This is a genomic window from Paracoccus sp. S3-43, from assembly GCF_029027965.1.
Lineage (GTDB): Bacteria > Pseudomonadota > Alphaproteobacteria > Rhodobacterales > Rhodobacteraceae > Paracoccus.
In genome coordinates this window covers 2320654-2333402 of record NZ_CP119082.1, presented here as the reverse complement: position 1 = coordinate 2333402, position 12749 = coordinate 2320654, and the positions used below count along the sequence as shown (strand labels likewise).

Genomic DNA, 12749 nt, shown 5'->3' with positions numbered 1-12749 from the left:
TTGCGGCGACGCGCCCCCCGCGCTATGGCAGGCGGGCAGATGCGGGGGATAATGATGGACAAACCTGTGGGAATCGTCATGGGCAGCCAGTCCGATTGGCCGACCATGCGCGAGGCCGCGGCGATCCTGGACGACCTGGGGATCGGTTACGAAGCCCGGATCGTCAGCGCGCACCGCACCCCCGACCGGCTGTGGCTTTACGGCAAGACCGCCGTGGAACGCGGGCTGCGGGTGATCATCGCGGGCGCCGGGGGGGCTGCGCATCTGCCGGGCATGATGGCATCCAAGACGCGGCTGCCGGTGATCGGCGTGCCGGTCCAGACCAAGGCGCTGTCCGGGGTCGATTCGCTCTATTCCATCGTGCAGATGCCCAGGGGCTATCCGGTCGCCACGATGGCCATCGGCGCGGCGGGCGCGGCCAATGCCGGACTGATGGCGGCGGGGATCCTGGCGCTGTCCGACCCGGCCCTTGCGCTTCGGCTGGATGCCTGGCGTCACGCGCTGTCCGATTCCATCCCCGAGGAGCCGCGCGATGAGTGACATCCGGACCATCGGCATCCTGGGCGGCGGTCAGCTGGGCCGGATGCTGTCGGTCGCGGCCAGCCGCCTGGGCCTGCGCTGCCACATCTATGAACCCGGCGCGGCGCCTGCGGGCGACGTGGCCTGGCGGGTGACGACCGCGCCCTACGAGGATCAGGCCGCGCTCCGCGCCTTCGCCGACAGCGTGGACGTGATCACCTATGAGTTCGAGAACGTGCCGACATCGGCGCTCGACCTGCTTGAAAGCCTGCGCCCGATCCGGCCCAACCGCCGCGCCCTGGCGGTGTCGCAGGACCGACTGACCGAAAAGACCTTTTTGAACGAGATCGGGCTGGCGACCGCCCCCTTCGCGGACGTGCCCGAACAGGCCGATCTCGACCCCGCCATCACCCGGATCGGCCGCCCCTCGATCCTCAAGACCCGCCGCATGGGCTATGACGGCAAGGGACAGATCCGTGTCGGCGACGGTCCGGCCGAATGGACCGGCGCGCCCTCGGTCCTGGAAGGCTTGGTCACCTTCAGCGCCGAGATCAGCGTCGTCATCGCCCGCGGCACCGACGGTCAGGTCGCGGCCTTCGACCCCGGCCTGAACGTCCACGACGGCGGCATCCTGCGCACCACCACCGTCCCCTGCGGCCTGCCCGGCAAGGTGACGACCGACGCGGTTCTGATCGCCGCGCGCATCGCCAATGCGCTGGATTACATCGGTGTCATGGGGGTCGAGCTGTTCGTGACCCCGCAGGGCCTGATCGTGAACGAGATCGCGCCGCGCGTCCATAATTCCGGCCACTGGACCCAGGCGGGCTGCGCCGTGGACCAGTTCGAACAGCATATCCGCGCGGTCGCGGGCCTGCCGCTGGGCGACGGCCGCCGCTACGCCGATGTGGTGATGGAGAACCTGATCGGCGACGACCTGGACCGCGTCCCCGACCTGCTGAAGGCGCCGGACACGCAGATCCACCTGTATGGCAAGGGCGCGCCGCGACCGGGGCGCAAGATGGGGCATGTCAACAGGATCATCCGGTGAAACCGCCCCGGCTGGCCGTCCGCGCCGCGATCCTGCGGGACGACCGGCTGCTGATGGTCAACGCCTATGCCGGGCGGAAATACGACCTGTGGTGCCTGCCCGGCGGCGGGGTCGAACCCGGCCAGTCCCTGCCGGAAAACCTGATCCGCGAAGTGGCCGAGGAAACCGGCCTGACAATTGCCGTCGGCGCGCCGATCCTGGTGAACGAATTCCATGACCCCACAGGCGGCTTCCACCAGATCGACCTGATCTTCCGCGCCAGACTGGCGGATGACAGCCCGGTCACGCTGAACGACCCCGAAGGCGTGGTGAACCGCGTCCTATGGGCGACCCGCGCCGATCTCCGCGCCCTGCGCCACTAGCCCGACACCCTGGCCCGCGCGGTCTGGGGCCAGCACGCCGCCTGGTATGACCCGCTGGAACGGATCGTCCGCTAATTCGTCTTCACCTAAATATCTTCGGGGGGTCCGGGGGGCGAAGCGCCCCCGGCTTATTCCGCCGCCTCGTTCATCGCCGTCTCGGAGCCGGCCTTCATGCGGAAGCCGCGCTCCAACTGATCGAAGGGCGCCACCGGATAATCGCCGGAAAAGCAGGCGTCGCAATATTGCGGGCGGGCATTGTTGCGGCCCTGCGCCTCGCCCACGGCGCGATAGAGGCCGTCCAGCGACACGAAGGCCAAGCTGTCCACGCCGATCCAGTCGCGCATCTCCTCGGGCGTCATGTTCGCGGCCAGCAGCTTGTCGCGGTCGGGCGTGTCCACGCCATAAAAGCACGGCCAGGCGGTGGGCGGCGAGGCGATGCGAAAATGCACCTCGGCCGCGCCGGCATCCAGGATCATGTCCTTGATCTTGCGGCTGGTCGTGCCGCGCACCACCGAATCGTCCACCAGCACCACCCGCTTGCCCGCGATCAGCGACCGGTTCACGTTCAGCTTCAACCGCACGCCCATGTTGCGGATCTGCTCGGTCGGCTCGATGAAGGTCCGGCCCATATACTGGTTGCGGATGATCCCCATGCCATAGGGGATGCCCGATTCCTGGGCATAGCCGATGGCGGCGGGCGTGCCGCTGTCGGGGACCGGGCAGACCAGATCGGCCTCGATGGGCGCCTCGCGGGCCAGTTCCACGCCGATCTGGCGGCGGGTTTCATAGACCGACCGCCCGCCGATGATCGAATCGGGGCGCGAGAAATAGACATGCTCGAAGATGCAGAAACGGCCGGTGGAGGGTCCGAAGGGACGCGAGCTTTCGACCTCGCCGCGCGAGATCACCACCATCTCGCCCGGCTCGATCTCGCGCAGGAAATCGGCGCCGATGATGTCCAGCGCGCAGGTTTCCGACGCCAGCACGAAGCCGTCGTCGCCGACCTTGCCCAGCACCAGCGGGCGCACGCCCAGCGGATCACGCACGCCGATCAGCTTGGTCCGCGTCATGGCGATCACGGAAAACGCGCCCTCGATCCGGCGCAACGCGTCCTTCATCCGTTCGGGGATGTTGCGCTGGATCGACCGCGCCATCAGGTGGATGATGCATTCGCTGTCGCTGGAGGACTGGAAGATCGAGCCGCGCTCGATCAACTCGCGGCGCAGGGCGGCGGCGTTGGTGATGTTGCCGTTATGGGCGATGGCGCAGCCGCCCATGTGGAACTCGCCGAAAAAGGGCTGCACGTCGCGGATCGCGGTGGCGGCCTTGGTCCCGGCGGTGGAATAGCGCACATGGCCGATGGCCAGCGGCCCCGGCAGGGTCGCCATCACATCGGCCTTGGTGAAGTTGTCGCGGACATAGCCGAAGCGGTGGGCGCTGTTGAAGCCGCTTTCCGGGTCGTGGGCGACGATGCCGCCTGCCTCTTGCCCGCGATGCTGCAAGGCATGCAGGCCCAGGGCCACGAAGTTCGAGGCATCGACGACGCCGATGGCCCCGAAAATGCCGCATTCCTCGTGCAGGCGGTCCGAATCGAACGGATGGGCCAGGAAGGGTTTCATCGCGGCATCCTGAATGGCTTTGGGCTGTCACGCCCCATGTAGTGCGGGTGCGTCCCAAAGTCACGCCCCCACGGCGCGGCAGGGGCGGATTTTCGTCATCGAAGCGTCATGCACAGGACAGCCATGCGGCCCCTGCATCAGTTCGCGGCAGGCGGGGTTTCCTGGGCCGAGGGCGTGGAGGCAGCCGTGCAGCCCGCCACCATCTGCTCGTAGCGGCTGACGATCCAGCCCGGCGCGTCGTCGGGAACCTGACTGTCCAACTGCCCGCGCATCCGTTCGAACACCTGGGCGGACCGGCTGTTTTCCACGACCGCGACCTGCTGGCTTGTCATCACGCGGTCATAGACGATGAAGGCGATGGCGACCAGCAGGATGCCGCGCGCCACGCCGAACAGGAAGCCCATGCCCTGATCGACCCCGCCAAGCGCGGACCGCTGCACCACCGAGGAAAACAGCGGCGTGATGATGGAAAACACCACAAGCGCCAGGGCGAAGACCACGGCGAAACCGGCGATCGTGGCAAGCTCGCAACTGTCGCCCAGGAAACGGTCCAGCACCGGAAGCTGCGCGATCAGCGGGCGCATGGCGGCGGCGAAGATGAAGGCCAGGATGGCCGCGCCGATCCAGCCCAGGATCGCCAGCGATTCGCGCACGAAGCCGCGCGACCAGGCCAGGATGGCCGAAAGGATGATGACCGCAGCCACCACCGCGTCGATAATCGTGAAACCGTCCATGGAACTGCCCCTCGCGCCGGTTATGGTTTCAAGTCAAGCACTTCAGCCGGCGCCGAAGACCTCGCCCACAAATCCCGTCAGGTCGGCGATGCGCCTTGTGCCCATGCCGCCCCCACCCTCGACCTTCTGGCTGTCGGGTAAAATCGCCTGTGAAAAACCAAGTTTCTGCGCTTCTTTCAACCTGTTTTCCGCCTGCGCGACGGGACGTAGCGCGCCGGACAGGCTGATTTCGCCAAAGAGCACCGCATCCGGGGGCAGGGCGCTGTCCTCGCGCGCCGACAGAAGCGCGCCCGCGATGGCCAGATCGGCGGCCGGTTCGTTGACCCGCATCCCGCCCGCGACGTTCAGGAACACGTCGAGGCCCGCGAAGGGGATGCCGCAGCGCGCCTCCAGCACCGCCAGGATGGTGCTGACCCGGCCTGAATCGAGGCCGACGACCGTGCGACGCGGGGATGCCAGGGTCGAAGGCGCCACAAGCGCCTGCACCTCGGTCAGGACCGGCCGCGTGCCCTCGATCCCGGCGAAGACGGCGCTGCCGGGAACCGGCTGGCCGCGTTCGGACAGGAACAGGGCCGAGGGGTTGGCGACCTCGGCCAGACCCGCGCCGGTCATCTCGAAAACGCCGATCTCATCCGCCGGGCCGAAGCGGTTCTTGACGGATCGCAGGATGCGGAACTGGTGGCCGCGCTCGCCCTCGAAATAGATCACCGTGTCGACCATGTGTTCGACCACGCGCGGCCCGGCGATCTGGCCTTCCTTGGTGACATGGCCGACCAGGAAGATCGCCACGCCCTTGCGCTTGGCGAAGGTGACAAGCTCATGCGCGGCGGCGCGGACCTGGGCGACGCTGCCCGGCGCGGCCTCGACCTGGTCGGACCACAGCGTCTGGACGGAATCGATGATCGCCAGATCGGGGCGTTCATTGTCCAGCGTGGTCAGGATGTCGCGCAGGTTGGTTTCCGCCCCCAGCCGGACCGGCGCATCGGCCAGTCCCAGACGCTGCGCGCGCATCCGAACCTGGGCGCTGGCTTCCTCGCCGCTGATATAGACGGCGTTCAGCCCGCGCCGGGCAAAGGCGGCCGCGCCCTGCAACAGCAGCGTGGACTTGCCGATGCCGGGATCGCCGCCGACCAGCACCGCGCTGCCGGGCACCAGCCCGCCGCCCAGAACCCGGTCCAGCTCGTCCATCCCGGCCAGGTGGCGGGGCGGCGCGGCCTCGGTCGTTTGCAGGCTGGACAGGGGCACGGCGCGGCCCTTGTGGGCGCCGAGGCCACGGCCCGGACCCTGGGACAGGGGCGCCTCCTCGACGATGGTGTTCCAGGCGCCGCAGGCATCGCAGCGCCCGGCCCATTTCTTGTGCGCGGCGCCGCAGGCGGTGCAGGTGAAAGCGTTGACGGGTTTTGCCATGGGGCCGATGTGGCACCTGGCGGCCCCTGTCGCAAGATGGATATTTGAGTGAAGAAGAAGCCCCTCACGCCTTTGTCGGCTTGATCTTCGCGCGGCGTCCGGTCAGGTTCCGGGCGCAAAATCAAGGCGTCCCGATGGCCAACCCCCGACCGTTCTCTCGATACGAGTTCCTGATCGCCTGGCGATACCTGCGCGCCCGCCGGGCGGAAGGGGGCGTCAGCGTGATGACCTGGATCAGCCTGATCGGCATCGCCCTGGGGGTGATGGCGCTGATCGCCACGCTGGCGGTGCGGGCGGGGTTCCGGGCGGAATTCGTGGACACGATCCTGGGGGCGAACGCTCATACGACCGTCTATATGGCGCCGCAGCGGATCACCAACGACTTCACCGACGACGTCTATGTGGTGCCGGGCCGGATGGCCGATTACGACGCGATGGCCGCCAGGCTGGCGCAGGTTCCGGGCGTCACCCGCACCGCGCCGGTGGTGCGCGGACAGGTCATGGCGACCGCCAACGACAGCTCGAACGTGGCCGAGGTTTTCGGCATAAGCCTCGACAATCTCAAGGCAATGCCGCGGATCGTGGATCCGGCGACCTCGGTCGGCAGTCTTGAGGATTTCGACCGGGGCATCGCCATCGGCTCGGGCATCGCGCGCGAACTGGCGGTGGGCCTGGGCGACCGGATCCGCCTGATCGCCCCCGAAGGCGCGCGCACCGCCATAGGCACCACGCCGCGCGTCAAGGCCTATGAGGTGACCTATATCTTCAGCGCCGGGCGATACGACATCGACCGCACCCGCATCTATATGCCGATGGCCGAGGCGCAATCCTATTTCAACCGAGAGGGTGTCGCGGACGAGATCGAGGTCTTCGTGACCCACCCCGAACAGGTGGACGACTGGACCCTGCCTCTGCTGGCGGCGGCGGGCGAGGGGGCGCAGGTCTGGAACTGGCGCGACAGTTCCGGCAGTTTCCTGGCGGCGCTGGACATGGAGGATGACGTGATGTTCGTGATCCTGTCGGTGCTGGTGCTGATCGCGTCGATGAACATCACGTCCGGCCTGATCATGCTGGTCAAGAACAAGGGCCGTGACATCGGCATTTTGCGCACCATGGGCCTGACCGAGGGCGCGGTGCTGCGGGTGTTCTTCCTCTGCGGCGCCTTCACCGGGATCATCGGCACCATCGCGGGCGTGATCCTGGGGGTGCTTCTGGCGCTGAACGTGGACGGCATCATGGCGGCGCTGAACGCGCTGACCGGCGGCGGCGCCTGGCAGCCCGAGGTGCGCGGCATCTATCGCCTGCCGGCCGAGTTGCGGGCCTGGGACATCTTCCGCGCGGTGGCCCTGTCGCTGGTGCTGTCCTTCGTCGTCACCATCTTCCCCGCGCGCCGGGCCGCGCGCATGAACCCGGTCGAGGCGCTGCGCTATGAATGAGGTGCTGCGGCTGGAAGCGGTCGGCAAGACCTATGGCAAGGGCGGTCCCGCCCCGGTCGAGGTGCTGCGCGGCCTGGATCTGACGGTGGCGCGGGGCGAGGTGGTGGCCCTTGTCGCGCCCTCGGGGGCGGGGAAATCGACGCTGCTGCATATCGCCGGGCTGCTGGACACGCCCGATGCGGGCCGGGTGATCCTGAACGGGCGCGACATGACCGGCCTGCCCGACAGGCCCCGGACCGAGGCGCGGCGGCGCGAGCTGGGCTTCGTCTATCAGTTCCACCACCTGCTGCCGGAATTCAGCGCGGCCGAAAACATCGTCCTGCCGCAGCTTGCCAATGGCGTGGCCCACCGCGATGCCGCCGCCCGCGCCGCCGACCTGTTGGGCCGGGTCGGCCTGTCGGCGCGCGCCGATCACCGCCCGGCGCAACTGTCGGGGGGCGAACAGCAGCGGGTGGCCTTCTGCCGCGCGCTTGCCAATGCGCCCAGCCTGCTGCTGGCGGACGAGCCGACCGGCAACTTGGACCCCGAAACGTCCGACCGGGTGTTCGACATGCTGATGGCCCTGGTCCGCGACACCGGGCTGGCGGCGCTGATCGCCACCCACAACCATGGCCTTGCCGCCCGGATGGACCGGGTGATCGGCCTGAACGCGGCGGTTGCCTGAGGCATCCCGCCGGGGCAAACTTGCCGAAAGCAACCAGAGAGGCAGCGATGAAGGCGATATATGGGGCGGCCCTGACCGGACTGGCGATGGCGGGCGTGATCGCCGCCTGCGCGCCCACCCCGACCGACCAGGCCCGCGCGCGCAATGATTTCAACACGCTCTGCGTGGATTGCCACGGCCCCACCGGCCATGGCGACGGCCCGGCGGCCGAGGGGATGGTGCCGCATCCGGTCGACCTGACCCGCGTGGCCGCCGAGAACGGCGGCGTCTTCCCGCGCCTTCAGGTGATGGGCCATATCTACGGCTTCACGCCGGGGCGCAGCGAATCGCCGATGCCGGAATTCGGCGACCTGCTGGACGGACCGACCATCCCCTATGACGCGGGCGACGGCGTGCTGACGCCCACCCCGGTGCGGCTGGTGGCGCTGATGGAATATGTCGAGGCGATGCAGCGTTGAAGATCCTGCCCGTCGCGGCCCTTGCGGCGAGTCTGGCCCAGCCCGCAGCCGCCGACCCGTTCGAGGATTTCGGCACCGCGATGAAATACGGCCTGCCGCTGGCCGCCGCCGTCTGCGCTGCCCGCGACGACCGGCTGGAGGATTTCGCGATCCGGGGCGCCCTGCAAGCCGTCATGGTGCTGGGCCTGAAGACCTGGCTGGACGGCACGCCGATCTCGGTCAGGCCGAACGGAGAGGGGCGGGGCTTTCCCTCGGGCCATTCCGCGTCGGCGGCCTTCGGCGCGGCCGACCTGGCGGGCAAGTGCTTTCCCGACGACCGGGCGGCGGGGATCGGGCTTTACGGCGCGGCGGGCCTGACGGCGGCCAGCCGGGTCCATGCCGGTGAACACAGGATGCAACAGGCCCTGACGGGCGCGCTGATCGGCGTTTCGTTCGGCGCCGCCGATTTCGGCATCGGGACCGAGGGCGCCAGCTTCAGCGTCGGAATGCGCTTCTGAGCCGTCCGCAGCGGTCCAGCCAGGCGTCGAACGCGGCCAGCGAGTCCGGTTCGTCCAGCCAGGGGACATGGGCGCGGCCCGGCACCTCGGCAAAGATCGTGTCGGGGCGGCGACGGACCATCTCGGCCGCGACCCCGGCGGACAGCAGGTCGGAATTCGCGCCCCGGATCAGCGCCACCGGCAGGCCCGCCGTGGCGTCCCACAGGGGCCATTGATCCGGCGCCCCGCCCTGGAAGGCCCCCAGGAAGGCCTCGCGCAGGGCCGGGTCATAGCGGATCCGCAGCCCGCCCGGCGTTTCCTCGTAATGCCGCCGCGCATCCTCCAGCCAGCGGCCCTCGGGGACATCGGCAAAGCCCGGCATCGCCGCGGGCAGCCGGTCCGCAAGCGCCTGATGCGTCCGCGCGGACGGGTTGCGCCCCACATAATCGAAGATCCGCTCCAGCCCCGTCCGTTCGATCACCGGGCCGACATCGTTCAGGCACAGCCCCAGCAGCCGGTCATGGGCCAGGGCGGCCAGCAGAAGCCCGATCAGCCCGCCGCGCGACGTGCCCAGCACCGCCGCCCGCTCGATCCCCAGATGGTCCATGAGCGCCAGGGCGTCCTGGCCCTCCTGCGGCACGGTATAGCTTGCCGCGCCGGTGAAATCCGACTGCCCGCGCCCGCGATAATCCATGCGGATCAGCCGCACGCCCGAAAGATGCGGCGCGACATAGTCGAAATCGCCCATGTTCCGCGTCAGTCCCGACAGGCACAGGACCGGCAGCCCCCGACCCTCATCCGAATAGGCCAGCCGCGCCCCGTCATTCGCCGTGAAGAACATGGCCCGCCCCTTTGCCTTGGCCGAAATATCCCGCAGGGGCCGCCGGACGGTGCGCCACCGGTTTCAGAACCGGCGGGCGACGGGCTGGCCCCCGGCTTTGCTCACAGATTCTCGCTCTGCGGCATTCCCAGAATGTGATAGCCGCCGTCCACCAGCACCACCTCTCCGGTCGTGCAGGCGCCCCAGTCCGACAGCAGCCAGACGGCGGTGCCGCCGATCGCCTCCAGCGTCGCGTTCCGGCGAAGGGGGGCGTTTGCCTCGGTATGGCGGAAGGTCTTGCGCGCCCCGCCGATGGCCGCGCCGGCCAGCGTCTTCATCGGGCCGGGGCTGATCGCGTTCACGCGGATCCCGTCCGGTCCCAGGTCGTTCGCCAGGTAACGCACGGTCGATTCCAGCGCCGCCTTGGCCACGCCCATGACGTTGTAGAAGGGCGTCACCCGGTTCGACCCGCCATAGGTCAGGGTGATCAGCGACCCGCCTTCCGCCATCAGCGGATGCGCGCGCCGCGCCACCTCGATCAGCGAATAGCACGAGGTTTCAAGGCTGTGCTTGAAATTCGCCCGGCTGGTATTCATGAACCGGCCGGTCAGTTCGTTCTTGCTGGAAAAGGCGATGGCGTGGATCACGAAGTCCAGCTTGCCCCAGCGTTCGGTGATTGCCCCGAAGGCCGCGTCCAGCGATGCGTCGTCGGTCACGTCCACGTCCAGCAGGACATCCGACCCCAGAGACGCGGCCAGCGGCTGCACGCGCTTGCCGAACGCCTCGCCCTGATAGGAAAACGCAAGCTCGGCCCCCTGGTCCGCCACCGCCTTCGCGATGCCCCAGGCAATGGAATGGTCGTTCGCGACCCCCATCACAAGCCCGCGCTTGCCCTTCAGAAGATCGCCCATCCATGACCTCGTTTCTTATTCTTTGTATCGCGACATCAGCAGGGTGGCGTTGGTGCCCCCGAAGCCGAAGCTGTTCGACAGCACGGAATCCAGTCCCGCATCGTCCACCCGGCTTGTCGCAATCTCGCCCGGCTGGATCTCTGGATCCAGAGTAGCCACATTTGCAGATGCTGCAATGAAGTCATTTTGCAACATCAGCAGGCTATAGATCGCCTCGTGCACGCCGGTCGCGCCCAGCGAATGCCCGGTCAGCGACTTGGTGGAACTGATCGGCGGCGTGTTGCCCTCGCCCCAGATGCGGCGGATCGCCTTGACCTCGCCGATATCGCCCACCGGGGTCGAGGTGCCATGCGCGTTGATATAGCTGACCTTGCGCCCCTCGGGCAGGGTGGCGAGCGCCAGCCGCATCGACCGCTCGCCGCCCTCGCCGGACGGCGCCACCATGTCATAGCCGTCGCTGGTCGCGCCATAGCCGGTCACTTCGGCATAGATTTTCGCGCCGCGCGCCAGGGCGTGTTCCAGCTCTTCCAGCACCACGACGCCGCCGCCGCCCGCGATGACGAAACCGTCGCGCGTCGCGTCATAGGGGCGGGACGCCGTCTGCGGCGTGTCGTTGTATTTCGACGACATGGCGCCCATCGCGTCGAACAGGCAGGACAGCGTCCAGTCCAGTTCCTCGCCCCCGCCGGCAAAGACGATGTCCTGCTTGCCCATCTGGATCTGCTCCACCCCGTTGCCGATGCAATGCGCCGAGGTCGAACAGGCCGAGGTGATGGAATAGTTCACGCCCTTGATCTTGAAGGGCGTCGCCAGGCAGGCCGAATTGGTCGAGGACATGCAGCGCGTCACCATGAACGGCCCCATCCGCTTGGGGCTGCCCTTCTGGATGACGGTCTGGTGGGCCTCGAAGAAGTTGCTGGTCGACGGCCCCCCCGATCCCATGATCAGGCCGGTGCGCGGGTTCGACACGTCGCCTTCCTCAAGCCCCGAATCCTTGATCGCCTGTTCCATGGCGATGAAGTTATAGGCCGCGCCCGGACCCATGAAGCGCAGGTTGCGCTTGTCGATATGATCCTCCAGCACGATCTGCGGCATCCCGTGGACCTGGCTGCGGAATCCGTGTTCGGCATAGTCGGGGGCAAAGACGATGCCCGAACGGCCCTGTTTCAGGCTCTCGGTCACTTCCTTGGCGTTGTTGCCGATGGGCGAGACGATGCCAAGGCCGGTGATGACGACGCGTCGCATGGGGCCTTCCTCCTTCTGGTTAGATGACCGCCATCAACTGGATGACAGCGCGACCTTCATGTCCCTGACCTGATAGATGGTCTCTCCATCCGCCTCGACGCGGCCATCGGCCACACCCATGGTCAGGCGCCGTGTCTGCACGGCCTTCGTGAAATCCACGTGATAGCGCAGCAGCTTGCGGTCGGGGCGGACCATGCCGGTCAGCTTGACCTCGCCCACGCCCAGGGCATAGCCGCGCCCCTGCCAGCCGCGCCAGCCCAGGTTGAATCCGGTCAGCTGCCACAGCCCGTCCAGGCCCAGGCAGCCCGGCATGATCGGATTGCCGGGGAAATGGCAGGCGAAGAACCACAGGTCGGGGGCGATGTCGAATTCCGCGACCACATGGCCCTTGCCATGTTCGCCGCGATCCTCGGAAATGTCGGTGATGCGGTCCATCATCAGCATGGGCGGCTCGGGCAGTTGCGCATTGCCGGGGCCGAACAGTTCTCCGCGCGCGCAGGCCAGAAGGTCGCCCTTGTCGAAGCTGGTTTTCTCCATCGCCATGCGGGTCTTGCCTTTCGTGTCGGCACGCGGCCGGGCCTGTCCAAGTTGACGTTCCGTCTATCACCCGCCGGGAAGGCGGTGCAAGTCCAAGCCGCGCGCCCAGACTCAGCGTTTGCGCACGAACTCGGTCCGCAGCACCAGGCCCTTGATCGTGTCGTGGCGGCAGTCGATTTCCTCGGGATTGTCGGTCAGCCGGATCGACCGGATCACGGTGCCCTGCTTCAGCGTCTGGCCCGCGCCCTTGACCTTCAGATCCTTGACCAGCACCACCTGGTCGCCATCGGTCAGCACATTGCCCGCCGCGTCGCGCACCACGGCCCCCGCCGCCGCCTCGGCGGCGATTTCGGATGCCGGTCGCCATTCGCCGGTCGCCTCGTCATAGACATAATCCTCGTCGGCCATCGCCCGTCCTTTCGCTGCGGTTTCCCCGCCCCTACGCCGCCGCCGCGCCCGGCGCAACGCTTGCATCCCGCCCCGCGCCGCGCCACAAGCATCCCAGCCCCCGCA

Annotated in this window: 15 protein-coding genes; 7 read left to right on the top strand and 8 right to left on the bottom strand. The window is 68.0% G+C overall.

Going from position 1 to position 12749, the window contains the following annotated elements; genetic code table 11:
- Positions 1-54: 54 nt before the first annotated feature.
- From purE to PXD02_RS12150, 3 genes are read left to right on the top strand one after another with little or no spacing between them, the layout of a single operon-like run.
- Entirely contained in the window at positions 55-540 is a 486-nt protein-coding gene (gene purE, locus PXD02_RS12160) for a 5-(carboxyamino)imidazole ribonucleotide mutase (RefSeq protein WP_275106419.1), read from the top strand.
- Entirely contained in the window at positions 533-1567 is a 1035-nt protein-coding gene (locus PXD02_RS12155; protein ID WP_275104127.1) for a 5-(carboxyamino)imidazole ribonucleotide synthase, read from the top strand. Before purE ends, PXD02_RS12155 begins: the two co-directional genes overlap by 8 nt.
- Entirely contained in the window at positions 1564-1929 is a 366-nt protein-coding gene (locus PXD02_RS12150) for an NUDIX hydrolase (RefSeq protein WP_342758983.1), read from the top strand. Before PXD02_RS12155 ends, PXD02_RS12150 begins: the two co-directional genes overlap by 4 nt.
- 128 nt (positions 1930-2057) lie before the next feature.
- Here the strand turns inward: PXD02_RS12150 and purF are convergent, their stop codons facing one another.
- The 3 genes from purF to radA all read right to left on the bottom strand — a co-directional run bounded on the left by purF (position 2058) and on the right by radA (position 5689).
- Positions 2058-3548, bottom strand: a complete 1491-nt coding sequence (gene purF, locus PXD02_RS12145) for an amidophosphoribosyltransferase (protein ID WP_275104126.1) — start codon at positions 3546-3548, stop codon at positions 2058-2060.
- Between the two features lie 137 nt (positions 3549-3685).
- Positions 3686-4282, bottom strand: a complete 597-nt coding sequence (locus tag PXD02_RS12140) for a CvpA family protein (protein ID WP_275104125.1) — start codon at positions 4280-4282, stop codon at positions 3686-3688.
- Positions 4283-4324: 42 nt separating this feature from the next.
- Positions 4325-5689, bottom strand: coding sequence for a DNA repair protein RadA (radA, locus tag PXD02_RS12135; RefSeq protein ID WP_275104124.1), 1365 nt, complete (start codon positions 5687-5689; stop codon positions 4325-4327).
- Between the two features lie 134 nt (positions 5690-5823).
- Here radA and PXD02_RS12130 point away from each other — a divergent pair, with 134 nt between their 5' ends.
- The 4 genes from PXD02_RS12130 to PXD02_RS12115 are packed head-to-tail and all read left to right on the top strand — an operon-like array spanning position 5824 to position 8744.
- A complete protein-coding gene (locus PXD02_RS12130) occupies positions 5824-7125 on the top strand; it encodes a lipoprotein-releasing ABC transporter permease subunit (RefSeq protein WP_275104123.1) in 1302 nt (433 codons plus the stop codon).
- Positions 7118-7789, top strand: coding sequence for an ABC transporter ATP-binding protein (locus PXD02_RS12125; protein WP_275104122.1), 672 nt, complete (start codon positions 7118-7120; stop codon positions 7787-7789). The genes PXD02_RS12130 and PXD02_RS12125 overlap by 8 nt, the downstream gene beginning before the upstream one ends.
- Before the next feature lie 47 nt (positions 7790-7836).
- Positions 7837-8247, top strand: coding sequence for a c-type cytochrome (locus tag PXD02_RS12120; RefSeq protein WP_275104121.1), 411 nt, complete (start codon positions 7837-7839; stop codon positions 8245-8247).
- The gene (locus PXD02_RS12115; RefSeq protein ID WP_275104120.1) at positions 8244-8744 is read left to right on the top strand and encodes a phosphatase PAP2 family protein; all 501 of its coding nucleotides are present in this window, start codon (positions 8244-8246) and stop codon (positions 8742-8744) included. Before PXD02_RS12120 ends, PXD02_RS12115 begins: the two co-directional genes overlap by 4 nt.
- Here PXD02_RS12115 and PXD02_RS12110 read toward each other — a convergent pair.
- The 5 genes from PXD02_RS12110 to PXD02_RS12090 all read right to left on the bottom strand — a co-directional run bounded on the left by PXD02_RS12110 (position 8722) and on the right by PXD02_RS12090 (position 12644).
- The gene (locus PXD02_RS12110) at positions 8722-9564 is read right to left on the bottom strand and encodes an alpha/beta fold hydrolase (protein WP_275104119.1); all 843 of its coding nucleotides are present in this window, start codon (positions 9562-9564) and stop codon (positions 8722-8724) included. The two genes, PXD02_RS12115 and PXD02_RS12110, sit on opposite strands and share 23 nt — an antisense overlap.
- 101 nt (positions 9565-9665) lie before the next feature.
- Entirely contained in the window at positions 9666-10454 is a 789-nt protein-coding gene (locus tag PXD02_RS12105; RefSeq protein ID WP_275104118.1) for an enoyl-ACP reductase FabI, read from the bottom strand.
- 15 nt (positions 10455-10469) lie between these two features.
- Positions 10470-11699 carry a beta-ketoacyl-ACP synthase I gene (gene fabB / locus PXD02_RS12100; RefSeq protein WP_275104117.1) on the bottom strand — a complete coding sequence of 410 codons (1230 nt, stop codon included), beginning with the start codon at positions 11697-11699 and terminating at the stop codon, positions 10470-10472.
- A 33-nt stretch (positions 11700-11732) separates the two neighbouring features.
- Positions 11733-12242, bottom strand: coding sequence for a bifunctional 3-hydroxydecanoyl-ACP dehydratase/trans-2-decenoyl-ACP isomerase (gene fabA, locus PXD02_RS12095; protein ID WP_275104116.1), 510 nt, complete (start codon positions 12240-12242; stop codon positions 11733-11735).
- Positions 12243-12347: 105 nt separating this feature from the next.
- Positions 12348-12644, bottom strand: coding sequence for an alkylphosphonate utilization protein (locus PXD02_RS12090; RefSeq protein WP_275104115.1), 297 nt, complete (start codon positions 12642-12644; stop codon positions 12348-12350).
- Positions 12645-12749: the final 105 nt, after the last annotated feature.

Coding starts and splice junctions, on each gene's coding strand:
- purE (WP_275106419.1), top strand. CDS start 55: ATGGACAAACCTGTGGGAATCGTCATGGGCAGCCAGTCCGATTGGCCG.
- purF (WP_275104126.1), bottom strand. CDS start 3,548: ATGAAACCCTTCCTGGCCCATCCGTTCGATTCGGACCGCCTGCACGAG.
- PXD02_RS12110 (WP_275104119.1), bottom strand. CDS start 9,564: ATGTTCTTCACGGCGAATGACGGGGCGCGGCTGGCCTATTCGGATGAG.
- fabB (WP_275104117.1), bottom strand. CDS start 11,699: ATGCGACGCGTCGTCATCACCGGCCTTGGCATCGTCTCGCCCATCGGC.
- PXD02_RS12155 (WP_275104127.1), top strand. CDS start 533: ATGAGTGACATCCGGACCATCGGCATCCTGGGCGGCGGTCAGCTGGGC.
- radA (WP_275104124.1), bottom strand. CDS start 5,689: ATGGCAAAACCCGTCAACGCTTTCACCTGCACCGCCTGCGGCGCCGCG.
- fabA (WP_275104116.1), bottom strand. CDS start 12,242: ATGGCGATGGAGAAAACCAGCTTCGACAAGGGCGACCTTCTGGCCTGC.
- PXD02_RS12120 (WP_275104121.1), top strand. CDS start 7,837: ATGAAGGCGATATATGGGGCGGCCCTGACCGGACTGGCGATGGCGGGC.
- PXD02_RS12090 (WP_275104115.1), bottom strand. CDS start 12,644: ATGGCCGACGAGGATTATGTCTATGACGAGGCGACCGGCGAATGGCGA.
- PXD02_RS12125 (WP_275104122.1), top strand. CDS start 7,118: ATGAATGAGGTGCTGCGGCTGGAAGCGGTCGGCAAGACCTATGGCAAG.
- PXD02_RS12105 (WP_275104118.1), bottom strand. CDS start 10,454: ATGGGCGATCTTCTGAAGGGCAAGCGCGGGCTTGTGATGGGGGTCGCG.
- PXD02_RS12130 (WP_275104123.1), top strand. CDS start 5,824: ATGGCCAACCCCCGACCGTTCTCTCGATACGAGTTCCTGATCGCCTGG.
- PXD02_RS12140 (WP_275104125.1), bottom strand. CDS start 4,282: ATGGACGGTTTCACGATTATCGACGCGGTGGTGGCTGCGGTCATCATC.